The organism is Novosphingobium sp. 18050 (assembly GCF_902706195.1).
Lineage (GTDB): Bacteria > Pseudomonadota > Alphaproteobacteria > Sphingomonadales > Sphingomonadaceae > Novosphingobium.
The window spans coordinates 43,665-66,630 of the sequence record NZ_CACSJO010000003.1 but is presented as its reverse complement, the minus strand read 5'-3'; the positions used below and the strand labels follow the sequence as shown (position 1 = coordinate 66,630).

Here is a 22,966-nt window from a genome sequence, read left to right as displayed (position 1 = left end):
GCCCGGTCTATACCTTCTGAAGCTCGCCCAGCTTACGCTCCCAGGCGAGGGCATGTTCCACGATCGTGGGCAGGTCTGCGTAACGAGGCACCCATGGGATGGTCGCCTTGATCCTACTGTTGTCGGAGATCAGCGCATCGGGATCGCCCGCGCGGCGCCCTTCGAGGCGGCGGTCGATCTTTTGGTTGGTTGCGCGGTCTACCGCGTCGAGCACCTCAAGCACCGAGAACCCGCGCCCATAGCCGCAGTTCATCGTCAGCGAGCGTGCCGGCTCGGCGATCAATGCCTCAAGCGCAAGGACGTGCGCATTGGCGAGGTCCGAGACGTGGATATAGTCCCGCACGCCGGTGCCGTCGGGCGTGTCGAAATCGGTTCCGAACACGCCGACATGGCTGCGCTTGCCCAGCGCCGCCTCGACCGCGACCTTGATGAGATGGGTGGCGCCCGCAGTCGACTGCCCGGTGCGGCTCTGCGGGTCGGCACCCGCGACGTTGAAGTAGCGCAAGGCACAAAAATTGAAGTCGTGCGCCTTGCCGACGTCGGCCAGCATGAACTCGGTCATCAGCTTGGACATGCCGTAGGGGTTGATCGGCGAACGAGGGCTATCCTCGGTGACGGGCGAAACCTCCGGGATGCCGTAGGTGGCCGCCGTGGAACTGAAGATGAAGTGGGGCACGCCCGCCTTCACGGCCGCATCGATCAGCGCGCGGCTCTTGGCAGTGTTGTTGTGATAGTATTTGAGCGGGTTCTCGACCGATTCCGGCACCACGACCGACCCGGCGAAATGCATGATCGCCCGCGTCCCCTGCTCGGCAAATATGCGCGCGAGCAGGTCAGCATCCTCGATGTCGCCTTCGTAGAGCGTCACCCCTTCGGGCACGGCAAAGCGAAAGCCGGTAACCAGGTTGTCGATCACAGCGACCGGCCACCCTGCATCCTTGAGCGCGAGAACGGCATGGCTACCGATATAACCGGCGCCGCCGGTGACGAGAACGGGATGCTTGATGGTCATGAGCGCCTTATGCGGTTGCCGCTGTAAATTCCCTGCAAGACCAACAGGTCTCGCAGGGAATTGCAGTTAAGCGATATGTGCGGTGCTGTAGTGCGTCAAATTAAACTACACCGATAATCGAGGCGAGAGTGGTCAGGTGTCGTCAATTGTTATTACGGGCAAGCACGACGAACGCATTGAAGATTGGTGCGGCACGCAATACGTCCTGCCACAAGCCCTTGATGCCGGAATACCCTACCATAACCACGTCGCCGTCCACGATCATGGGATCCGGAGCCAATCCGCTGCGGATGTCCTTGAGATTGAAACGTGCTGCCATGCGTTCGCCGTTTATAGTGCGGAAGAGCACGATCTCGTCGAGCTTGGCGGTCGGTTCCGGGCTCTCGGCTCGTGCGATCGCCGAGAGCAATGTGGCGCGGCCGTCGATTTCGTAAACGCCGGGTTTCTTTACTTCGCCTTCGACGGAAACGAAGCGCAGTGCGAATTCCTTGACGGAAACTGCGACTTGGGGGTCAACGATGTAGCGCTCGCGCAGGCGCGCGGTGATCTCCGTCGACACATCTGGCGCGCTTCGCCCTGCAGCCTTCACCGTGCCGATCAAAGGGACTTGGATAAAGCCGACTTCATCGACCATTAGTTCGTCTGACGAAATGTCCGGCTCGCCGAAAACTCTAACTGCCAGCTTGTCCTTCGGAACGATGGCATAGGCGGTCGGAACCGGAATCGTAGCGGGCACGACGTCGTATGCCGCATTGCCCACCGGCAGGTCCGGGTTCTTCGAAACCGTGCTGCAACCGGCCAAGGCCGAGCCTGCAAGTAGAACGCCAAGCATGAAAAACGACTTAGAATTGTGCACTACCGGATGTCTCCATGACCTGGGTCAGCTGCGTGATAAGCGGTAATCCGGAGGCTGGCTAGGTGCAAGCTCACGCCCCGGTCATTGGATTTCAAGAAGGTGGCGCGGGACCTTGTGTGAAGCTTGTTGTTGGCGGGCAGGCAGCAATCTTGGCTTCCTCGCGCATAAGGGCCACGCGCGCCTTTCCGGAGCGATGGGTCGGTGCGCGTAACAGACGCAACATGTCGGTAGCATCGCGGCGTAGCCAGAATTGCACGCCGGATTCTGGGTCGTAACCGCTGCATTTCATCAATCGGACGCCCAGGAGATCTGCACGGTCTTCCATTTCCCGACGCTTTCCAAGGCTCCCGGCCTTGCCGTCGCGGTTTATGACGTGCCCGATCTCATGCGCAGCTATCAGGGCGAGTTCGTCATCGTTGCGTGAGAATTCGATCAGTTTGCCCGACATTGCCACATTGGTGCCATCGCTGAACGCGTTGAAGCCGATCCCGGTCTTGATAACGAACCGGGACGAGCAGATCCGCTGGGGCGTGATGCGCACCTTGAGCGGGTTCCCTTTACGCGTCAATTCCAGCATTAGCACTGACCCTTCGGGTGCGGCGGCAAGGCGTTCCTCAAGCTCATCTGCAAATAGTGTTTTGTCCTTGGCTTCGAATAGCAGTTTGGATGTCGGGGAGCCGTCGATGGCGATTATCTCATCACCTGGCATGACGCCCGCCGTGCTGGCAGGGCTGCCTGTCGCAACCGCTGCCACTTGCGGTGATTGCGTTATTCCGAGCAACTGGGAAATCGCATCGCGGTCGCCAGCGTCGTAGGCTTCGATGTAATCCAGGCTCAGGCCAGTGCCGGCAGATGTGGAGGGGCAAAGCGGAGCGGCGATGAGGCCGATTCGATACCCAACTTCATTCAGGCGAACCATTTGTGAGCGCAAGGTCACCGGCCAGGGTTGGGTTTTGGCAATGGCGGTCGGGCTTGGGCAGCACAACATCCCAATTAGCGCCAGTTTGGCGTAGCTATGGGAAGACGCGTATTTTTTTTTGCGTTTCATTGTGCGCTGCGGTATAGCAATATGACGCAATCAGTCCATCGAACTTAATTTAGGAGGTCCTATGACGCTGAAGAATGTGTTGCTGTCGGTGACGGCTGCTGGAATGCTCGTCGCCCCGATCGCGGCTCAGGCTGGCACGACTGCTTCGGCTTCGACCGGCAAGATCGCCAGCCTTTCGGGCCTTGGTGAGCGCAAGTCGGTTGCAGTGAAGTCGAAGCAGAAGGCTGAAGCTGGCACGCTGCTTCTCGCCGGTCTCGGCGCTGCTGCGGTTGTCGTCGGCGGTGTCGTCATTCTGGACGACGACAAGTCGAACGGCTCCTGATAGCCCTGACTTGAATTTTAAGGGTCCTGTCTCCGGTGTTTCCGTGGACGGGACCTTTTCTTTGAATCCTGCTTAATTGCCCGGGGGTATTTTTCTGTCGGATCGGTTGTCGATGGGCGGGAATGTCCCGGCGCGTATCGCGCGGGGCACCGGCAGGGTGCATCAGGCGATGCTGCTGCTTTTTGCTGCGCTGATATTCGGAGGCGGCGGGTCCATCGCGGGGCTGCTCAATCTTGCGGTCCAGTTGGTCGCGCTCGGCCTGCTTGCATTGAACGGGCAGGCTGTTCTCGATTTCTTCAGAACGGCGCCGCGGTTTATCGTGTGGCTAGTTTGTGCAGCGTTACTGCTCCCTCTCGTTCAGATCATCCCCCTTCCTCCGCTGATTTGGCAAAGTCTGCCCGGCCGTAGTCTTGTGGTGGAATCCCTTCAGCTTGTGGGGCGTCAAGGCGACTGGATGTCTTTGTCGCTCAATCCGCGCCGAACGATCGTCGCGTTTCTGGCGCTGGTGCCGCCGTTGGCGATGCTGATCCTCTCGTGGAAACTTCCCGATGAGGACAGGCGCAAGCTGTTGTGGGCTTTAACGGCCTCGGGCATATTCGTCGTGCTGCTTGGTGGTCAGCAACTGGCGACGGGGAATCAGCATTTCATATTGTTTGCCGAAGCGTTCGGCTCCTCTGACCTTCAGGGGACTTTTGCCAATCGCAACGCGGCCGGGCTGTTTCTGGACATCGCGCTTTGCGCCTTGGTTGGCGCTTATCCCACGCGTTCGCGCAAGCTCGCATGGCCCGTTGGTGGGGCAGTGGTTGGGGTGTTGCTGCTTGTCGGCCTCGTGCTGACGCGTTCACGTTCGAGCATGGCGCTGTCGCTGGTGCCTATGCTGCTGCTGACATACCGCCTTTGGCAGGTGCGGAGGAGTGGGCGAAGTTCCCGCCGATTGGTTATAGGTGCGATCGCGGCTGCCGGCTTGCTTGGTCTCGGCTTAGTTGGGCTTATGGTTGGCAACCAACGGGTGCAGCAAAGTTTCTCCCGGTTTGATAAAATTCAGGATCCCAGGCCCGCGATCTGGTCAGACACGCTGGTGTCGATCGGGCGTTTCTGGCCGGTCGGCAGCGGAGTAGGGACCTTCGACGAAGTTTTCCAGATCGACGAATCGCTTGAGACCATCACGCCAGGCAGGGCGGCGAGGGCGCACAACGATTATCTGGAGGTGGCACTGGAATCCGGTTTACCGGGCATCATCCTGATGGCGGGTTGGTTGTTCGCCGTTACCGCGATATGCCTTCGTGCTGTGCGCCGAGGCGGGAAGGAGATTGTGTCCGTGGCTGTATTCGCGCTGCTCGCGATGCAGTCGATTTTGGACTATCCCCTGCGAAACCAGACGCTACTATGTGTCGCCGGGCTTATGCTTGCACTGATGATTGGTCCGAGAACTACCCGGATTCATGGAAAGGGAACTCATGATACGGGCTCGGAGGTTCGATGAGGCTCAAGGCCTTGGCGTTCGCCCGACAGCGAGAATGCATTCGCTGAGATCTTCGTTTGACAGCTGACTTGCGTCCACCAGTCCCGGATCCGGAACAGGGTTGCGGAGGGATTGTGATCGGCGTTGCAACAAAATGGCGGAAATGGATTTGAAAGACGCACTTCTCGAAAGGGACGCTCCGAGAGCATATCCCGAAGGTGAGGAAGCCGAATTTGGTTTCTCCCTGAACTTTAAGGCTCTCGCCAACGTTATCCGGCGTAACGTCGTGCTGATCGTCTCCATCGTTGTCGGGGCCGTCGCCATCGGCGCCGTTATCACGTTCCTCATGGTTCCGACTTACAACGCCAGCGCGGAAATCCTCATTGAGGATCAGGCGGACCAGATTATCGAGGGTAGCGAACTCCAGAAGATGGGCGCGTCCTGGGATACCGATCGTTTCCTGCAGACCCAATTAGGGATTTTACGCAGCCGTTCTCTGGCGCGCAGCGTGGTGCAAAGCGGAAAATTCGACCGCGATGCTTCGTTCTTCGAAGCCTTGGGCAGCAAAATTCCTACCGAAGATGACCTTGATGGCAAGAAACTCGCGGACATGCGCGAGGAAGTTGCGGTCGACGGTATGATTAAGAAGCTCACTGTCGACATGCCGGTGAACAGTCGGATCGCCTCGATCATTATCAATAGTCGCAATCCGGTGCTTTCGGCGAAGCTCGCCAATCTTTATGCCGAGCGCTACATCGAGTTCAACCTCAACCAGAAATACCAGAGCTCGGCTTATGCACGCCGCTTTCTTGCCGATCAGCTAGACGAGGCGCGCTCTAAGCTGGCGCAGTCCGAACGTGACCTCAATCAGTATGCGCGTGCCGCTGGCCTTATCCGTGTCACGAGCGAGGGTGAAGGCGGTCGACAGGAATCCGCGCTTTCAGTCACTAACGATACCTTGGTTCAACTCAATGATGCGGCGTCGAAGGCTACTGCCGAGAGGATCACTGCCGAAGATCGTTGGCGAACGATCTCCACCCAGTCATCGCTCTCCGTGCGGGAAGTCAATTCTAACCCTGCGATTATGGATCTCCTGAGCCAGAAGGCTAAGGTTGAGGGTAATCTTGCCAACGAAATGGCGCGTCACCTTGAGGGATATGCGACGGTTAAGGCCGGTCGCGCTGAAATCGCGGAATTAGATAGTCGAATCAATGCAATCGCGACTTCTATCAAGAAGTCTGCTTACCTCGACTTCCAGGCTGCGGCTGAGCGCGAGAAGTCGCTTGCCAATCGCGTTGATAGTTTACGCAACGAAGCGCTGAACGAACAGGATCGTGGTGTTCAGTACTCGGTCCTCAAGCGCGTGGCGGATTCTAATCGGGCGCTCTACGAAACGCTGCTTTCCCGCTACAACCAGATCAACGCGACGGCGGGCGCCGCGTCTAACAACGTTACGCTCGTTGACCGCGCCGAAGTGCCGCGAATTCCAGATTCGCCCAATCTGCTGTTGAATCTGGTTCTGGCTCTCATGTTCGGCTTAATCGTAGCCGGTTTTGCAGTCTTCCTTAAGGAAATCTTCGACGACGCGATACGCTCGCCGGAAGATGTCGAAAAGAAGCTCGGCCTGCCTTTGCTCGGTCTTATCCCGATGCAGAAGGAAGGTAACCTCTCGGACGAATTGGCAAACCGCCGGTCTAGTGTCAGCGAGGCTTATCGTTCACTCGTCACGAACTTGCGATATTCGACTGCAAGCGGGCTTCCGCACGTTCTCGCAGTCACCAGTTCGCGCGAGTCCGAGGGCAAGTCGACTACCGCGCGCGTCATCGCCCGTGATATCGCCATGTTGGGACAGAATGTCCTTCTGGTGGATACCGACCTTCGCAGGCCTACTCTGCACCATGTCATGAAGGATGCTGGTGCATCCGGCTTGACCGATGTGCTCACAGGACAGAAGACGTTCGAGGAAGTTATCCATCCTTCGGATGTGCCAACCCTGAGCTATATCTCCGGTCTCCCGATGCCGCCTGATCCTGCGCTCATCCTCTCCGGCGATGGCCTTGCGGCCTTCGTGGAGGAAGCTCGTAGCCGTTTCGATCTGGTGGTTCTCGACTGCCCGCCGTTGCTGGGCCTCTCCGACGCTGCGATCTTGGCCAGCCATGCCGATGGCGTGCTCTTCATCATTGACGCTTCGAGCTTCCACCGCGGTGCGGTGAAGTCGGCGATGCGTCGCCTTGGCCTGATTGGTGCCAACATGCTTGGTGTCGTATTGAATCGCTTCAACCCCCAGGCTGGGGATGACGATTATAGCTATTATGCCTACAGCTATTACAGCTATGGCTCAAAGGAGGATTGAGGAGGCGCCCATGCGTCCTGCAGGTTTACCCGCGAGGATAGCATGGGGCGCGTTGTGCGTCGTCGTAGCCTGCGTTGCCGTCGGTGCGCAGATGGATAGAGAAGCGCGCCGGAATTTGGTCATCGCGCGCAAGGTGCCGGATATCTTCCGGGGCTACGCGCTCGAACCTCTGGCAAGCGATGCTTACCGGCGCGGCGATGCCGAAGCAGGCCTGGCGTTATCACGCCAGATGGTCGAACGGCGGCCTGTGCCTGCCGAAAGTCTCTCGTTGCTGACCAACGGCCTCATTTCCACTGGACGCGAGGATGCCGCCTTGCCGGCTTTACTGCTTTCCGCGCAACGCGGTTGGCGGGACCGGTTCACCCAGCGGCTCATGATTACGGTTGCGACGCAGTCAGGTGATTGGACGGTTGCTGCTCAGCGTCTGGTGGCGCTTTGGCGACAAGGGGATCGAGGCGATCGGATCGGCGACCTGACGCAGGCAGTCCTTTCGAGGCCTGAAGGTTGGGCGGCGTTTCGAAATCAGATCGGCGGACCTGAACCCTGGAGTACGGACTTCCTTCTCTGGGCAGGCCCTTATCTACCCGGCGCAGCCGTGCGGGATATATCCTCTGCAATGGCCAAACAGCATGTCGCGGTTGACTGCTCACGGCTTTCGAGTAGAACCAAGGAATTGGTCCGTGCTGGCAGGACGCAGGCGGCAGAGGGGCTATGGCGCGCACTTTGCGCCAATGGACGGTTTACGCACCCCGGCGATTTTGCTTTTAAAGGGCTGGATGACGGCAGTTCCGGCCCATTCGACTGGCAGTTCCCCCAACAGGCAGGGCTACGCGTCGATTTCGCTTCCGATGGCGGACACACGGTGCTGCAATACTCGAACTCGGAACCCTTTCGCGGTGTGGTTGCCAAGCGCGGAGCAACCGTTGCGCCAGGCCGGCACGTAGCGCGCGTGGATGCTCACAGCAATGCGGAGGGCGGTTCGCGGGCTTTAACGCTTGGTCTGATGTGCTTTTCCGAAACTGGCGAGGCCAAAAGGCTTCCAGGATTTCCGCTCGATGCGCAGGGGACAGAATTCGCGATTCCGCTCGAAGGGTGCGCGAGCCAGGAGTTCGAAATCTCAGCACCGCGCGGCGACGGTGAAATTCGCGGCTTCAGCATCGATCCATGACACGCGGCCTCCGCTGAGAGTGGAGGCCATGTAACCTAGTTCCACAAACCATTTTACCTCCGCCTGGGAGGGTGGTTCAGGGTAATGCAACCGGGCATAGGAAGGTATGGCTAATGCGCCTTGGATTTGACGGCCATGTTTTGACGGGCAAGTTCCAGGGCACGCGAACGACCCTGGGCAACCTCCTGAAGGCACTTCCCCGTCACATCGGGCGCCACGAACTGATCATTTATTCTGATGCTCCGGATGAAGCGCGCGAAACAGTCGGGCACGACGATGCGACTTATCTTCCACTGGAAGGTCACTCGGCGGTGAAGCGGCTGCTCTTCGGGTTTCCGCGGCTTTTCCACCGCGACCGCATCGATATCGGGGTTTTCAATTACATAACGCCGCTGGTGGGAAAATCGGTGGTGTTCATCCACGATATCCTGCCAATGTCGCATTCGCACCTCTTTCCGGCCACGTTTCGCATTCGCTCACGCCTGATGTTCGCACTCGCCATCCGACGATCCGTTCAGGTTGTTGCGGTGAGCGATTACACTGCCGGTGCCATCGTGCGCCATTACGGCGACTGGGTGAGGGGAAAGCTGACTACGATCTCCAACGGTCCGTCCTTCCCAGAAGAAATCTATTTCGCCCCCCGTGAGGAACGCGTGCCTCGCTATGTCCTGTGCGTCGGCCGTATCGAGCAGCGCAAGAACGTGAAGCTCCTCGTCGAGGCATTCCTGGATGCGGACCTTGCTGATACCGAACTGTTTGTCGTTGGTTCTCTGGACCAAGACTATGATTACAGCCTGCCGGACGATCCTCGCGTAAAAAATGTCCGCGGTATCGACGATGCCGCGTTGATCGAGCTCTATCGCGGAGCAAGTCTCTTCGTTTACCCTTCGCAGGCCGAAGGTTTCGGGTTGCCGCTTCTGGACAGTGTTCTCTTCGGCATTCCCACTATTTCATCAAATCTGACGGCAATGCCCGAAGTCGCCGGTGAACTGGCCGAGTATTTCGACCCCGGCGCTTTAGATGCACGGGATTGGCTGGCGAAGCGTATTCGGAGCCATTTCACCATAGACAGAGTCAAGGTAGCCACCGAGGAGCAGCGCCGAGCCCGGGCCAGAGATCTGTCATGGGATGCAGCAGCAACCCGTCTCATGGAAGTCGTTACGAAAATTAGAACGTGAGCGCTTTTTTTCTGATGTTGGGTAGATTTGGGTTACGAATTCCTGTGCCAGGCGGGTGTTCGTCAGCCTAATGTTGCGACGCAGCGCATGAGCCTTGCTGCAGTCGCGAGATCACTTGTATCGCCGAATGAACGCACATATGGCACACGATATGTCGGCGGTGTAAGAGCCAATGCGTAAGTTGAATAGCAATACGATGGCGCAAGATGGCACCTAGATGAACCGCGACAGGCTGCCTTTTTGCCGCGTTGCACAAGTGTCGAGGCCAGGTCGGTTCTATCAGTGTAAAGTAGAGTTGAGTTTCAGGAGCTTCGGATGACCATTATGGTGATCGGCAAGGCGGACCTTTGCGGTCGGCAATTCGCACAAAGTCGACCGTTTCCGCTGGGGGAAGATTGCCCGTTAGGATGCAGAGCAGTGCGCGAAGCTACCTTCGGCCTATCCCGATGAAACCGAGCGCGCAGCGCAGTCGCAGCGATGCAGGGGGGCTTAAATGACTATCGGCCGCCCCAATGCCGATGAGCCGGACGAAGCTGAAATCGCGATTGAGCTGTTTCGCACCAGTGACGTGAGCGCCAACGATCCCGAATTCTCGCCGGTCGCTGCGTGTATGAGCGAACCAGAACCAGTGGCTCAGGCCCGCGCCGGCAAGCTCGCCAGATTGCGGGGCTCGCTGACCAGCCGCGGCGGTTTTGCGCGCAACATGGGCGCGATGATCGTGTGGCAGGGAGCCAACTACCTTGCCCCGCTCATGACCTTCCCTCATCTGTCGCGCACGCTGGGGCCTGCAGGTTTTGGTCTTCTAGGCATTTACCTGATGATCGGCGGCTGGATGCTGATCGTATCCGATTGGGGTACGAACATGAGCGGCTCGAAGGCGATCGCACAGGCACGTTCGCTCAGCGGCGAGATCGACGAACCGTTTTGGAGCATCTTCGTCCTGCGTATGGTCATCGCCGCTCTACTGCTTGTGGGGGTAATTGGGTTTCTGATCGTCACGCGCGCCGACAGGCAGGAATGGATTCTTCTGCTTGCAGCTTGGTCGATGATTCTTGGAAATGCCCTTACTGTCAGCTGGTGCTTGCAAGGCCTAGAACGGTTGGATTCCTTTGCTACTGCGGCGCTGGTTGGGCGGCTTGTTACGGTGCCGGCCACCCTGCTGCTGGTGCGTCATGCAGATCAAGCTTGGCTGGCAGTGGCCATTCAAGGCGGAGGCAGCATCGCCATCGGTATAGCCTCGCTGGTCATGCTCATGCGGATCGGCGGAGTAAAGCGCTGGGTGTGGGCGCCGTCGGGGAGTTGGGAGCAGCTGAAGCACGGTTTCCCGGTGTTCATGTCGGTTTTTTCCTACGGCCTTTGTTCAAGCTCTCCAACGATGACGCTAGGCATCTTCCATGGCCAAGTGGTAACCGGAATTTACGTATGTGCAGATCGCCTTCGACAGGCGATCTATGGTCTTATCAGTCCGATCAGCCAGGTGATTTTTCCACGCGTCAGCAGGCTCGCGGTTTCCGATCGCCCTGCCGCCGTGCGCACGATTCGGAGCGTCCTCCTGATCCAAGGGATGGGAATGGCTGCTGTTGCAGGCGTTCTTGCGATCTTTGCGCCGATCATCATCAGGATTATTGCAGGGCCTCAATTCGAGGGTTCGATCGTGGTCCTGCGTATCATGTCCGCCACGATCGTGCTGGCCGCCGTGAACAACGTCATCGGTATCCAGACGCTGCTACCGTTCGGCCGACAGAAGGCATTGAGCAAGGTCGTCTTCACGGCGACGGCGGTCAACATTGTCGTAATGCTTGCGCTAACCAAGTTTGGCGGGTCGACGGGTGCGGCGATCTCAATGTTGATAACTGAGGCATTCATGACAGTCTGCTTTGTCGTGATAACCATCCGTCATCGTTTGCTTTTCGTGGGGACAGCATGACTTTAGAACGCAATCCGCTATTTGAAGGCACTGCTGTTCCGATTGATCCGCGCAGTGTGACTCTGCTGACCCTTACCTATGGGCGGCGTGAGAGCTATGTCATGCAGCTCCTCGAAACCGCATTTGCCGAAGGCGTCGGCAACGTTGTCTTGGTTAGCAATGGACCAAATCCTGCGCTCGACAACGTCGTGGCGAACTACCCTGATCGGGTGAAGCTTGTCAGCTTGCCGCGCAATCTCGGTTCGGCGCCAGGCTATCGCCATGCCATCGAAGCCGCTCTGGAAACGCCTGGCCAGGTATTCTGGCTGATGGACGATGACAATGCTCCCACACCTGGAGCGCTCGGCAAGCTGCTGGACGAATTGGCGCGTACGATTGCCGTACACGGGACCAAGGCAAGCAGCGTCCTGGGCTACCGGGACGATCATCTCAGCGACATCGGTGCTGGCATACCGATCGACATCGTGTTTCCTCCGCGCGGCTCGTTCATCGGCTTCGACCTGCGGATACTCGGTTTCAAGTTCAAGCGACGGGCATTGAAGGCTCGCATCGAACCTATAGATAAAAGTGCGGTAGTCGCTGTACCTTACGCCCCGTACGGCGGCTTTGTCGCCCATCGCGATTGCTATCAGGCTATCGGAGTGCCCGAAGAGCAGCTGGCGCTTTACGGCGACGATCACGAATATACCGTGCGTGTGACTGAGCAGGGCGGCGTTATCCGATTAGTGCGTAATGCCGAACTCGTCGACCAGGAGGGCTCGTGGTTCGTCGACGGCAAACAAGGCGAAGATGCTGACGGGCAGCCTGCGGTGCGGCGCAACAGCTTTGTCAAATACCTTCAGGACGGATCCGACTTCCGGGTCTATTACACCGTCCGTAACCGTGTCTGGTTTGACCGCCACCGCTACAGTGGACCTGGTCTGCTCTATCGTGCGAACAAGGCGGCGTTCCTTGCGATCTTGCGGCGATATGCGCGTAAGCTGGATGCCGGAAAGCGCCTTGCACTAATTGAACGTGCTATCCGCGATGGCGAAGGAGTGAGGCTGGGCGAGCAGCCGGATTTTCCGCTGCCTTAACTCTTTCGCGCTCTGCAGCAGCAATACCTCGACACAGGGTCTCAATTTCAGAGGCAGGCAATCCATGGAGACACCATGACGAACGAAACGAAGGATGAGGGGAGAGGCCGACGGATCCTGTTCGCCAGTTCATTCTATGCTCCCGAAATCGGCGGAGGGGCTGAACTGACAATGCAGCGTCTGGTTAACGGCCTGACGTCGAGAGGTTATACTGCGGCAGTGATGACGACTGGCGAGGTCGAGTGCACGGAAGTTGTGGAAGGCGTTACCGTCCACCGTTTTCCTATCGATAACAGCTTTCGCAAGCTGAACCGCGATTTGCCGGGCAAGCTACAGCGCACTTTGTGGCAGATAAGGGACCGCAACAGTCGGCTCATGGAGCAACGGTTCGATCGCCTCGTGCGCAGTTTCAAGCCGGATGTCGTACAGTTCCACAACCTGTCGGGCATAACTCGTTCAGTGTGGGCGGTACCACGCCGGCATGGCATTCCGTCGGTTCAGGTTCTGCACGACCTTAATCTGATCTGCCCTAACTCCTCGATGTTCAAGCATGGCAGTTCCTGCGTGAAACGGTGCGGTAGCTGCATTTTGTTCCGGCAGGGCTATGCCTTAGCCTCGAACGATGTCTCTGCAGCCGTCGGCGTCAGCCGTTACGTGCTCGGGGAGATCACTGGAGCAGGGCTTTTCGCGCAGGCAAAGCAGCGTGCGATCTACAACGCGCAGCGCTTGCCGGGGCCCAGTCCGCTGCCCGCCTCGGAGACGATGCGATTCGGATATATCGGCTCGCTTGCTCCCCACAAGGGGGTTGAATGGCTGATCGAGCAGTTCGAGAGTGACATGGGCGAACTCCTGATCGCAGGCTCTGGGACCTCCGACTACGTCGAGCGGCTAAAGTCATTGGCTGAAGGGAAGCGTATCACGTTTCTTGGCCATCGCCCGTCGCTGGAATTTTTCCCGGCCGTCCACGTCGGCGTGGCTCCTTCGATATGGAACGAGGCGCTGGGGGGCGTCGCCATCGAAGGCAGTGCGCATGGGCGACCGGTGATCGCATCACGCCGGGGGGGGCTGCCGGAAGTGGTCGATGACGGGGTAACGGGCATCCTCGTCGATCCGGACAGGCCGGAAACACTAGGCGATGCGATGCGGACACTGTCGCGCGATCCCGCAATGGTATCCCGCATGGCAAGAGCGGGGCCGAAAAATGTTGAGACTTTCACCAACCTCGATCGCTTTGTAGGTGAATATGAACGTCTTTATGACGCCCTCGGAGTGCGAGATCAATCGTTGGTAAACATTGGTTGAAAGGCCGAAGTAGTGCCTCACAACGGCGGCAGACTAGAGTACTCGCAGCTGCCGCGCAGGTGCCCCTGCCACCAGCGTCGAAGCCGCGACGTCACGGGTAACCAGCGCCCCGGCGGCAACCACTGCGCCGGCACCGATCGTCACGCCCGGCAGGATGGTTACATTTGCTCCTATCCATGAGCCCCGGCATACTTTGATTGGTGCGGCCTTCACCGGGCCACAACGCCGTTCTGGCGGGCCGATTTCGTGATTTGCGGTCACAAAGGTTACACCGTGCCCGATCACAACATCGGACTCCATTTCCACCGGATGGGTGAGGTCGAAATAGCAATTCCGCCCCACGAAGCATTTCGGGCCTATGCTGAGTTGCCGACCGTAGATGAATCCGCCGCCTGCCATTCGGCTCTTCAAAGAAATCCTGTTTCCCAGCATATTGAAAAGGACCACGCGGATACGCGATGCCAGCGGCCCGGGGGTGAGCATATTGGCAAGCTGGTTGACCAAGAACACCACCATCGACTCAATGGCTCCCGTTGGTTGTCTGCAATGCAGTAGCCAGCGCGCGCAGATGCCCGTCACCGTACTTTTTCGTGGGCTCGAGGACCGAACCTTCGCCGTACTCGTTCCAGCAGCAGATAACGCCGATGCGGGCTGCTTCGCTGTTGCCTTCGCGCAGAATCTTGACGCCTTCTGCGATATGTCGGCCGAATTCGGAAGGCGTCGACATCGCACCGTCTTCCTTTGAACCACCCCAAGGCTTACGATCCCATCCCACTGTCATAGGCAGGATTACAGGAAGGTCTGCGTCTCGCCGGTAGACGCTCCAGTACTTTCGGTAAACGGCCAAGCGTCGCTCGTAGCCGCTCCCTGCTATCGGGTAGCCGCTGGTCCCCATGTTGTAGTCGGACAAGGCCGCATACCCTCTCGCTCGGGCCGTCCCCTTGATAATCCCCGGGCGGGGGCCGCCGCCGGCCACGAAGGCAATGCCTGCCATGCCGTGTTCACGGGCCCGGTCGTTCGCTTTCGCGAGCAGTGCTGCGGAATTCGATCCAAATGCCTGCGCTCGCCGTTCCAGGTTGTCGGGTGAAAATATGAAGAGCACGGGGCGATTTCCGATGCGCATGTAACGGCTATCCGCAAGATACTTGGTCAGCCAGGTTTCCACCAGCGCATCCCAGTCCGCTGCGGACGCCAGCCGATCATCGTGGTTTGCCCAAAGCAAGGCGAACTTGGGGTCACGGTTGGTAGCGGTAGCGAGGTAGGCTGAGAGCGCCTGTTGCAACCGCTCGGAGCCCTTGGCGCCGTTATAGCTGTCAAATACCACGAACGAGAGTTTCCCCTTGCGCATGTCGTCCAACTGGCGACGCATCACTTTGGGGGAGTTGTCCGAGTATGTGCCCGTTTCAGGCAAACGATCGGGAAATTTGCGGATAGGCGCCCAAGGGTCGGTATAGATCGCGTCGGGCAGTTTAGGAGACCAGCCGGGGAAATAGTAGACTCCGATGCTTATCGGTGCCGATCCTGCTGTCGCGGCGAGAACGACGCCGGAACCGATCGCAGCCAGCGACCCCAGTCCGACGATGAAGGAAAGCAGGCGGCTGGTCTTCATTGTCACTGTCTTCTCGACTCCACATGGTGCGCGACTGCGGGCGCGCAGATCAGGTAATGCCTCCGCGCACCGGTTGGCCAAGGGAGTTACGCGGGAGATATCGACTTGCGCGTGCCGGCTTCTTTATAGGACGGATCTTCGACGGAGCGAGGTTGAGCGCCGGGGAATTGACCAGACCCATGGTAATGCCAAACAGGGCTGAAAGGTGCAGCGTAGTCGCCTGCGATGCGACGAGAAGGGAAATCATGCCTGCCTGATATCCGATGAACTGGCGCTGACCCCTGTTGATCATTCGTCCGGCGCGGAGCCAGTTCATGATCAGGAAGGCTACGAAACAGATGAAGCCGACAGCGCCTTCGTCATGTAGGAGGGCAACCCATATTTGCCAGATCCACAGGTTTCGCGTATCGTCGGTCCCCATCTGTGCCAGAATGCTGTGGCTGGCAAAAGAAAAGTCCAGCGGACCGTTGCCGAAAATTGGGCGCATCAGAAAATGCTCCCAGCCATAGTACAATGAGTACATGCGGTTATTAATCGCATCCTGACGCTGTAAGTGCGAGGCATAGAGATCTGTGATGGTGTTCGAAAACACCACGAGAACCAAAAAGCCCATTATGCCGCCGAAGAGGAGCAGGAAGAATGGTGCCGGGCGGCGCAGGGCACCTGACCTTACCAAGTAATAAGTTACGCTAACGAAGTAGGCGCCATACGGTGTTTTCGACTGGGTAAGCACCAGCGCCAGCAACGAGATTGCATGCAGCGCATAGTGGCGGAAGCCTGGACGGAAGAAATGCAGGTGCATCACCATCAAGGTCGCCAGCGTCGCTCCCAGAATGTTGGGTTCGGCCATTGTGAAATTGATGCGACCTCTGTCGATCATCCATTCCAGGGTTCCTGTCGTTAGCCAGATCGAAAAGGCGATCACGCTGCCGGTTGCCAGGAACCAGAGAAACGTTTCGATCACTTTGCCCATGCTGCCGTGACTGAACGATTTCTGGCTGAAAAGCAGGAAATAGAAATAAGGCGCCACGGTGATGAGGAACCCGTTGAAGTGCGCCACGGGAGAGGACGAGAGCAGCGTCGCGATTACGACGCTGACGACCCAGGCCAGGTACAACCCCGCCGGTAGCGTGAAGCGCAGAACGCCTGGCAGGAACAGCGCCAAGGTTAGGCAGATCGCGACGGGGAAAAGCAGGATACGTTCGAAATTGAGCGTTACGCTGCCTGTGTTGATGTCAATGCCATTTAAAGCGACCGCAAGCAGCGAGAACACCTGCAGGACGGCAAATAGCCCCGGCAGGCCGATGGCTCGCCGGTGTGCGGGCCTCCACGGGGCAGGCTGTCTCATCCTTGTGTCCATTTTGCGATCCCCGTGGATTGCGGCTTTAGGCCCTCGTCGGGCAGGGCTTCGTCCGTTAGGGCTAAATAGCAGGGTCCTGCAATACCGATGCGCCCGGTTGCACGCCGATATGCGGCATCGCGGACGGAGCTGACTATCAATGTGATGCGACGGTCTCCATCAGCAAGTCAGCCTCAATCCGAGCCGAACAGGTCCCGCGTGAACACTTTCTCCTTCACGTCCTCGACGGCGGCGGTCATGCGGTTTGCTAGGATTACGTCGCATTCCTGCTTGAAGGCGTCGAGGTCGCGCATGACCTTCGATCCGTAGAATTCCGCTTCTGTCATTGCGGGTTCGTAGATGACAACCTCTATGCCCTTGGCCTTGATTCGCTTCATAATGCCCTGGATCGAGGACTGGCGGAAATTGTCCGATCCGGCCTTCATCACGAGGCGAAAGACGCCGACCTTTCGTGGCTTCCTGGCGATGATCTGATCGGCAAGGAAATCCTTGCGCGTGCGGTTCGCGTCGACGATCGCGCGGATCAGGTTCTGGGGCACTTCCGAGTAGTTGGCGAGCAACTGCTTGGTGTCCTTGGGCAGGCAATAGCCGCCGTAGCCGAAGCTGGGGTTGTTGTAGTGCGAGCCGATGCGCGGATCGAGGCCGATGCCGTTGATGATCTGGCGCGTGTCCATGTCGCCAGCAATCGCGTAGCTGTCCAGTTCATTGAAGAACGCGACGCGCATGGCGAGGAAGGTGTTGGCGAACAGCTTGATGGCCTCGGCTTCGCGCGCGTCCGTGAAAAGGATTTCGACATCTTTCTTCACCGCGCCTTGTAGCAGCAGATCAGCAAAGATGCGGGCTCGTTCCGACTGTTCGCCCACGATGATGCGTGAGGGGTGGAGGTTGTCGTAAAGCGCCTTGCCCTCGCGCAGGAACTCGGGGCTGAAGATGATCTGGTCGGTCTTGTAGCGCGCACGCGCCTCGTCGACGAAGCCTACCGGGATGGTCGACTTGACGACGATCGTGGCTTCGCTGTTGGCGGCTACCGCTGCCTGGATTACGGCCTCGACCGAGGACGTATCGAACTTGTTGGTGTCAACATCGTAATTCGTTGGAGTGGCTACGATGACGTAGTCTGCATCTGCAAGCGCGGTCTGGGCGTCCAGGGTGGCGGTAAGGTTGAGAGGCTTGCTGGCGAGAAACTCCTCGAGTTCGGCGTCGACGATAGGTGACTTGCGCGCGTTCAGCATCTCCACCCGCTCAGCCGTGATATCGACCGCGAGGACTTCGTTGTTCTGAGCCAGAAGCGCAGCGTTGGAAAGCCCAACGTAGCCGAGGCCGAAAACCGCAATCTTCATGCAGGAATACTCGCAAAAGACGTTGTTGAAGCCGCCGTATCGATGGCGACGCGGAGTGGGAAAGCATCGACTTTTGAGCGCTTGGCGCCCGGCACATGTTTCCCGAAGCGGCCCCTATCCCGCATCGCAGCACGACCAGTCAACGCATTTATACGGAGGTGACGAGCGCGTGCTGTGCCCGCGTAATCAGGGAATGGGGTAGTCTGAGCGTTCCTTCTGATTAGTACCATCTTCAAATTTATGGTTGGTGTGAAGGTGGCAATATTTAGGCGTCGAGGGGGTTAGTTAACTGAGGGTGGATTGTTTTGGCTTTGGTGTGATTTTGTTGCGTTTTATGATTCCGACTATGCTGATATTGTGGAATGCTCGTTAGTGAGGGGGTGATCAGATATTCCGCATTTGGAAGTCGATTTGGGCTAGCGAAACACGCGCGTTACCTCTTGCTGGGGAGGGCCACTTCGCTTTGGATGCATCGAAAGATCCCGGACCTGGGGCCGTCGGCATTGGTCGTCGATATGGTCGAAGCGAAATGATGATATATGTTTTCGTTTTGTTTCAGAAGGCCAGCATAAGAAGAGTATCGATCTATGAGCATCTTGGTCTATATTTTTGAGTTGTGTAACGTTGCATCGCAGCAAGCAGGGGTTATGACCGTGGGCATCTCAAGCGTCACCTGACGAGCGAAATCCTTCATGCCCACCATCGTTCCTGTCATTCTTTGCGGAGGCAGCGGCACGCGGCTCTGGCCGCGCAGCCGAGCCTCGATGCCCAAGCCGTTCCTGCCTCTGGTTGGGGAGAATACACTGTTTGAGGCGGCATTGGCACGGTGCCCTGCTTCTGGCGGCTTTGCGCCGCCGGTGGTGGTGACCGGACGCCAGCATCTTGCCCATGTCGAAGCGCAGCTTGGTAATGTCGAGGGCGCGCAGGTCATCGTCGAGCCTTCCGCGCGCAATACCGCCGCTGCTATCGCGCTGGCCGCCTGCCGCCTGCCCGAGGACGCGGTGATGCTGGTCTGCCCCAGCGACCACCACATCGGCAATGCCGGTGCCTTTGCCGTCGCCGCCTGCGCAGCGGCCGATCTGGCGGAAGAAGGCTGGCTGGTTTCGTTCGGCATCGAGGCGACCGCGCCCGAGACCGGCTTCGGCTACCTCAAGCGCGGCGAGGCGATTTCCGACAAGGCCTTTCGTACCGCGCAGTTCGTCGAGAAGCCGGACCTCGAACGCGCGAAGGCCTTCCTCGCCGAGGGTATCTATGCCTGGAACGGCGGCATCTTCGCATTTCGGGTCAAGGACTTCCTGGCCGAACTGGAGGCCCACCGCCCGCAGATCGCCGCCGGTGTGGCCGAAGCGGTCGGCAGGGGGAGCGAGGACGGCCGGCGCTTCCATCCCGATGCAGATACCTTTGCTGCCGTGCCGAGCGATTCGGTCGATTACGCGGTGATGGAAAATACGGCTCGCGCCGCGATGGTGCCGGCGGATATGAACTGGTCGGACATCGGCAACTGGCACGCCCTCTACGAGGCGTTGGCGGCCGACGAGAGCGGCAATTCGGTGCGCGGCGCAGGCGTGACGGAACTGGTCGACTGCCGTAATGTGCTGGTCGACAGCGACGGTCCGCGCGTTTCGGTGATCGGGCTGGAGGATGTCATCGTCGTCGTCGACGGCGATGACATCATGATCACCACTGTCGCGGGCGTGCAGAAGGTCGGCAAGCTGTCGGGAGCTGTGAACCAGTGAATTTTTGTCCCGGGATTTTTCTGCCGTGAGCGCGGCGCTGCCGATCCGCCAGGTCGAGAAACCCTGGGGCAAGGACGTGCTGCCTGCGCCTTTCACTGCGCCCGAAGGCATCCGCATCGGTGAGATCTGGTTCGAGCCGCCCGCCGCCCTGCCGGATCTGCTGGTGAAGTACATCTTCACCAGCGAAGCGCTGTCGGTGCAGGTCCACCCGTCCGATGCGCAGACGATCGCCAAAGGCATCGGGCGTCAGGGCAAGGAAGAGTGCTGGCTGATCATCGCCGCCGAGCCGGGGGCAAGGCTGGGCATCGGCTTCGACGCCGATCTTGATGAAGCGGCGATGCGCGCCGCTGCGCTCGATGGCTCGATCGAGCACCTGCTGACCTGGCACGCGGTTGCGCCGGGCGATTTCTTCTACATCCCGGCCAACACTGTCCACGCCATCGGCGCGGGGGTGGGGCTGATCGAGGTGCAGCAGAACAGCGACATCACCTACCGTCTCTATGACTACGGCCGCCCGCGCGAACTGCATCTGGAGGACGGTGTGGCGGTGTCGAAGGGTGAGCGGTACGCGCGGGATCGCTGGCACAAGACCGTTGCGCCGCACAGTTCGCAGCAATTGGTGGACGGCCCGCTGTTCCTGCTCGATCAGGTCGCAGGCACGCCTTCACCGGACATCGCCGCGCGCTATCCGGGGGCGCTGCTGGTGATCCCGCGAGAGGGCGAGGTCGAAGTCGGCGGCGAGGCCATCGCGCCGGGCGGCTGCGTGCTGGCAACCAGCCTTGCCGATGTGCACTTTGCGGATAACGGCATCTGTCTGCTCGCCAGAGGCTGTGCCGGCTGACCGCTATACGGCGGCAGTTCACTGCACATCGAAATCCTCTGGTGCCAATCCGTCCTGCCGCCGTCGATGCATTCGGGTGAAGGCAGCTTCGACTTTGCGCGTGTAGCCGGCGGTATCGAATAAAGGACAGGATCGGAGGTTTTCCGCCAAACGCGCGCGCAAGCTCCCCAAGCGGTCTGCGTCACGGGCCAGAGCGCGTGCCATAGTGGTATAGTCCGCCTCGCTCTCCACCGCCAGTTCAGGAAGGCCCACTGCCCGGACAAGGCTCGCCGCCACGCGCGCGGCAAATTGGCGCCCGGCCAGTGTCAGCACCGGCAAGCCTGCCCAAAGTGCGTCACTCGCCGTTGTGTGGGCATTGACCGCGAACGTGTCGAGGAAGAGATCGGCGTGTTTCAGCCGGCCGAGGTGTTCTGCGTGGGGGAGGGGGGCGGCGAAGATCAGCCGGGATGAAGCGATGCCGCGTATCTGGGCCTCATGACAAAGGTTTCGACGGGCGTGGGGGCCGGTGTCGAGCAGCCATAGGACGCTGCCCTCGGTATCATGGAGCAGGCCCATCCAGATGTCCCATTCGGCGGGGGAGATCTTGTAGCTCTGGTTGAAGCTGGCGAAGACGAAGCCCTTTTCCGGCAGGCCCCACCCGGTGCGGCCCTGCGTATCAGCGACAATTTTGCGGGTATCGTCATTGGCTTGATAGCAGTGAGCAAGTCGGACGATTTTCTCGCTGAAGAAGGCCTCCGCGCCCTTGGGCACAGTCACATGGTCGGCAATGAAGTAGTCCATTGCCGGATGGCCCAGCGTGCCGGGGTAGCCCATCCAGCTGACCTGTACCGGCGCGAGGCGATGGCCGAAAAGGCGGGTGCGGGTGCCCAGCGTATAGCCTTTGAGATCGACCGCGATGTCGAGAGCGTCGGCGCGGGCGAGTGCGACCACGTCCTCGTCGCGCATCGGACCGATCTCTACGAAGGCGTCTGCCTGTTGGCGCACAGCGACGCGGGCCGCGTCATTCTCGCGCTGCGGGCCGTAGCTGTAGAGACGGACCTCGAAGCGTGCGCGGTCGTGGGAGCGGAAGAAGCCGGCCATCAGGTGCATCGTTGCGTGATCGTGAAAGTCGGCGGAGAAATAGCCGATGCGGATGCGGCCATCCGGCGAAGGAGCGGGGGCGGGCAGGCTTGTGGGGATATCCGGGAACATCTTTGCCGCGCAGGTCTGCGAGCGGCGAAGTTGATGTGCGGGGTCGTCTATGAAGGGAAGCGAGGCGAAGGGCTGGACGACGGCGGCATCCGGTCCTTCGGTCAGGGCATATTCGTGACGCGCGTGCCAGTCGCAAATGTGCGCTTCCTCGAACAGGGCCTGGAGCAGGGCTGACTTGTTCTGCGGGTCGAGAGCCAAAGCGGCGCGGAAGGCGGTGATCGCGGCAAGGCGCTCACCCTTGAGTACCAGCGCCTTGCCGCGATTGACGAGGGCCTGGCCGTTGCTCGGATCGGCGACGAGCGCGCGGTCGAATGCAGCGATGGCGTCGTCGGCGCGCTGGGCGGCAAGAAGCTGGGCGCCCATATTGTTGTGCGCGTCGGTGTGGCCTGATTTCAATGTGGCGGCGACGGCAAAGCAGGCGATCGCTTCATCGCGGTATCCCTGCCGCGCCCGTATGTTGCCAAGGTTGTAGTGTGCCTCGACATGGCCGGGATCACTGGTGACCGCCGCCTCCAGCCATTGCGCCGCCTCGTCCAGACGCCCTGTCTGTTCCAGCAGGTTGGCAAGGTTGTAGGGTGCGTCGGCATAACCGGGGGCGCGGGAAATGACCTCGCGGTAGACAGCCTCGGCTTCGTCCATTCGCCCTTGACGGCGCAGCGCGATGGCGAGGTTGTTGTAGCCCGCATAGCCCTGCGGATCGGCGGCGACGGCGCGGCGAAAGGCGGTTTCCGCCTCGGCGTGGTTACCCAGTTCCAGCAAAGCGGCGCCCAGCAGATTGTGGACGCCGTGTGCGTGGGGGTGCTGCTTCGAGAGAGCCTGCCCGCACGCCGCCGCTTCGTCCATGCGGCCAGCGTTGAAAGCCGCGACCATGCGGTCGAAGGCAAGCTGCGCGGGAGTGTCGCCCGGCTCGTCCAGAACCTTGAGGGCAGCGATGGCGCGGGCGTTGCGGGGGTAACGGTCCAGCACTTCGTGGTAGAGTGCGCGCGCGGCCGGTGCGTCGCCGCGCTTCGCAAAGCTCCTGGCCTTGATCAGCAGGCCTTCCAGTCCGTTCATGCCCGTCTCCGCTTCGACCTCGTTGCGGATAGCCAAACAGGGTGCAGAGCGGGTGAGCGAGGTGCTGAGGGAAACTCCTTATGCGGTTTGAGCGAGCGGCGGGGAGGACTTGCTGGGGCGGAGCCTCGCCCG

At 59.5% G+C, this 22,966-nt stretch carries 18 protein-coding genes; 10 read left to right on the top strand and 8 right to left on the bottom strand.

All coding sequences use genetic code 11. The features are described from left to right. Nucleotides 1-7: 7 nt before the first annotated feature. The 3 genes from galE to GVL61_RS04550 all read right to left on the bottom strand — a co-directional run bounded on the left by galE (nucleotide 8) and on the right by GVL61_RS04550 (nucleotide 2,916). On the bottom strand, nucleotides 8-1,012 hold the full coding sequence (gene galE / locus GVL61_RS04560; RefSeq protein WP_159977469.1) for a UDP-glucose 4-epimerase GalE: 1,005 nt from the start codon (nucleotides 1,010-1,012) through the stop codon (nucleotides 8-10). A gap of 142 nt (nucleotides 1,013-1,154) precedes the next feature. Next, complete coding sequence (locus GVL61_RS04555) at nucleotides 1,155-1,868, bottom strand: polysaccharide biosynthesis/export family protein (RefSeq protein WP_159977467.1); 714 nt, start codon at nucleotides 1,866-1,868, stop codon at nucleotides 1,155-1,157. Between the two features lie 91 nt (nucleotides 1,869-1,959). Continuing rightward, nucleotides 1,960-2,916 (bottom strand): M48 family metalloprotease, encoded by a 957-nt coding sequence (locus tag GVL61_RS04550; RefSeq protein ID WP_159977465.1) that lies wholly within the window; start codon nucleotides 2,914-2,916, stop codon nucleotides 1,960-1,962. A gap of 61 nt (nucleotides 2,917-2,977) precedes the next feature. On the opposite strand from GVL61_RS04550, the gene GVL61_RS04545 reads away from it, so the two are divergent. From GVL61_RS04545 to GVL61_RS04510, 8 genes are all read left to right on the top strand, one after another. Next, entirely contained in the window at nucleotides 2,978-3,238 is a 261-nt protein-coding gene (locus GVL61_RS04545; RefSeq protein ID WP_159977463.1) for a hypothetical protein, read from the top strand. Between the two features lie 169 nt (nucleotides 3,239-3,407). Continuing rightward, nucleotides 3,408-4,721: an O-antigen ligase gene (locus GVL61_RS04540; protein WP_159977461.1), complete on the top strand. Its 1,314-nt coding sequence runs from the start codon at nucleotides 3,408-3,410 to the stop codon at nucleotides 4,719-4,721. A gap of 133 nt (nucleotides 4,722-4,854) precedes the next feature. Then, nucleotides 4,855-7,053, top strand: a complete 2,199-nt coding sequence (locus GVL61_RS04535; RefSeq protein ID WP_159977451.1) for a polysaccharide biosynthesis tyrosine autokinase — start codon at nucleotides 4,855-4,857, stop codon at nucleotides 7,051-7,053. A gap of 91 nt (nucleotides 7,054-7,144) precedes the next feature. Then, nucleotides 7,145-8,221 carry a hypothetical protein gene (locus GVL61_RS04530; protein ID WP_159977449.1) on the top strand — a complete coding sequence of 359 codons (1,077 nt, stop codon included), beginning with the start codon at nucleotides 7,145-7,147 and terminating at the stop codon, nucleotides 8,219-8,221. Nucleotides 8,222-8,334: 113 nt separating this feature from the next. Then, nucleotides 8,335-9,399 carry a glycosyltransferase family 1 protein gene (locus GVL61_RS04525; protein ID WP_159977448.1) on the top strand — a complete coding sequence of 355 codons (1,065 nt, stop codon included), beginning with the start codon at nucleotides 8,335-8,337 and terminating at the stop codon, nucleotides 9,397-9,399. Nucleotides 9,400-9,892: 493 nt separating this feature from the next. After that, entirely contained in the window at nucleotides 9,893-11,326 is a 1,434-nt protein-coding gene (locus tag GVL61_RS04520) for a flippase (RefSeq protein ID WP_159977446.1), read from the top strand. Continuing rightward, entirely contained in the window at nucleotides 11,323-12,402 is a 1,080-nt protein-coding gene (locus tag GVL61_RS04515; RefSeq protein ID WP_159977444.1) for a glycosyltransferase family 2 protein, read from the top strand. The genes GVL61_RS04520 and GVL61_RS04515 overlap by 4 nt, the downstream gene beginning before the upstream one ends. A gap of 75 nt (nucleotides 12,403-12,477) precedes the next feature. Next, nucleotides 12,478-13,704: a glycosyltransferase family 4 protein gene (locus GVL61_RS04510; protein WP_159977442.1), complete on the top strand. Its 1,227-nt coding sequence runs from the start codon at nucleotides 12,478-12,480 to the stop codon at nucleotides 13,702-13,704. Between the two features lie 33 nt (nucleotides 13,705-13,737). On the opposite strand, the gene GVL61_RS25340 is transcribed toward GVL61_RS04510, so the two are convergent. The 4 genes from GVL61_RS25340 to GVL61_RS04490 form a co-directional block, all read right to left on the bottom strand. Beyond that, nucleotides 13,738-14,220 (bottom strand): DapH/DapD/GlmU-related protein, encoded by a 483-nt coding sequence (locus GVL61_RS25340; protein ID WP_159977440.1) that lies wholly within the window; start codon nucleotides 14,218-14,220, stop codon nucleotides 13,738-13,740. Between the two features lie 4 nt (nucleotides 14,221-14,224). Beyond that, on the bottom strand, nucleotides 14,225-15,313 hold the full coding sequence (locus tag GVL61_RS04500; protein ID WP_159977438.1) for a glycoside hydrolase family 99-like domain-containing protein: 1,089 nt from the start codon (nucleotides 15,311-15,313) through the stop codon (nucleotides 14,225-14,227). 49 nt (nucleotides 15,314-15,362) lie between these two features. Then, nucleotides 15,363-16,661, bottom strand: coding sequence for an O-antigen ligase (locus GVL61_RS04495; RefSeq protein WP_159977436.1), 1,299 nt, complete (start codon nucleotides 16,659-16,661; stop codon nucleotides 15,363-15,365). A 185-nt stretch (nucleotides 16,662-16,846) separates the two neighbouring features. Then, entirely contained in the window at nucleotides 16,847-18,013 is a 1,167-nt protein-coding gene (locus GVL61_RS04490; RefSeq protein WP_159977434.1) for a nucleotide sugar dehydrogenase, read from the bottom strand. A 692-nt stretch (nucleotides 18,014-18,705) separates the two neighbouring features. On the opposite strand from GVL61_RS04490, the gene GVL61_RS04485 reads away from it, so the two are divergent. Then, on the top strand, nucleotides 18,706-19,749 hold the full coding sequence (locus tag GVL61_RS04485; RefSeq protein WP_159977432.1) for a mannose-1-phosphate guanylyltransferase: 1,044 nt from the start codon (nucleotides 18,706-18,708) through the stop codon (nucleotides 19,747-19,749). Between the two features lie 25 nt (nucleotides 19,750-19,774). Next, nucleotides 19,775-20,590, top strand: a complete 816-nt coding sequence (locus GVL61_RS04480) for a class I mannose-6-phosphate isomerase (RefSeq protein ID WP_159977430.1) — start codon at nucleotides 19,775-19,777, stop codon at nucleotides 20,588-20,590. A gap of 18 nt (nucleotides 20,591-20,608) precedes the next feature. On the opposite strand, the gene GVL61_RS04475 is transcribed toward GVL61_RS04480, so the two are convergent. After that, nucleotides 20,609-22,834, bottom strand: coding sequence for a tetratricopeptide repeat protein (locus GVL61_RS04475; RefSeq protein ID WP_159977428.1), 2,226 nt, complete (start codon nucleotides 22,832-22,834; stop codon nucleotides 20,609-20,611). Between the last annotated feature and the right edge of the window lie 132 nt (nucleotides 22,835-22,966).

Coding starts and splice junctions, on each gene's coding strand:
- GVL61_RS04540 (WP_159977461.1), top strand. CDS start 3,408: ATGCTGCTGCTTTTTGCTGCGCTGATATTCGGAGGCGGCGGGTCCATC.
- GVL61_RS04550 (WP_159977465.1), bottom strand. CDS start 2,916: ATGAAACGCAAAAAAAAATACGCGTCTTCCCATAGCTACGCCAAACTG.
- GVL61_RS04545 (WP_159977463.1), top strand. CDS start 2,978: ATGACGCTGAAGAATGTGTTGCTGTCGGTGACGGCTGCTGGAATGCTC.
- GVL61_RS04485 (WP_159977432.1), top strand. CDS start 18,706: ATGCCCACCATCGTTCCTGTCATTCTTTGCGGAGGCAGCGGCACGCGG.
- GVL61_RS04525 (WP_159977448.1), top strand. CDS start 8,335: ATGCGCCTTGGATTTGACGGCCATGTTTTGACGGGCAAGTTCCAGGGC.
- galE (WP_159977469.1), bottom strand. CDS start 1,012: ATGACCATCAAGCATCCCGTTCTCGTCACCGGCGGCGCCGGTTATATC.
- GVL61_RS04500 (WP_159977438.1), bottom strand. CDS start 15,313: ATGAAGACCAGCCGCCTGCTTTCCTTCATCGTCGGACTGGGGTCGCTG.
- GVL61_RS04520 (WP_159977446.1), top strand. CDS start 9,893: ATGACTATCGGCCGCCCCAATGCCGATGAGCCGGACGAAGCTGAAATC.
- GVL61_RS04475 (WP_159977428.1), bottom strand. CDS start 22,834: ATGAACGGACTGGAAGGCCTGCTGATCAAGGCCAGGAGCTTTGCGAAG.
- GVL61_RS04490 (WP_159977434.1), bottom strand. CDS start 18,013: ATGAAGATTGCGGTTTTCGGCCTCGGCTACGTTGGGCTTTCCAACGCT.
- GVL61_RS04530 (WP_159977449.1), top strand. CDS start 7,145: ATGGATAGAGAAGCGCGCCGGAATTTGGTCATCGCGCGCAAGGTGCCG.
- GVL61_RS04515 (WP_159977444.1), top strand. CDS start 11,323: ATGACTTTAGAACGCAATCCGCTATTTGAAGGCACTGCTGTTCCGATT.
- GVL61_RS04495 (WP_159977436.1), bottom strand. CDS start 16,661: ATGAGACAGCCTGCCCCGTGGAGGCCCGCACACCGGCGAGCCATCGGC.
- GVL61_RS25340 (WP_159977440.1), bottom strand. CDS start 14,220: ATGGTGGTGTTCTTGGTCAACCAGCTTGCCAATATGCTCACCCCCGGG.
- GVL61_RS04535 (WP_159977451.1), top strand. CDS start 4,855: ATGGCGGAAATGGATTTGAAAGACGCACTTCTCGAAAGGGACGCTCCG.
- GVL61_RS04510 (WP_159977442.1), top strand. CDS start 12,478: ATGACGAACGAAACGAAGGATGAGGGGAGAGGCCGACGGATCCTGTTC.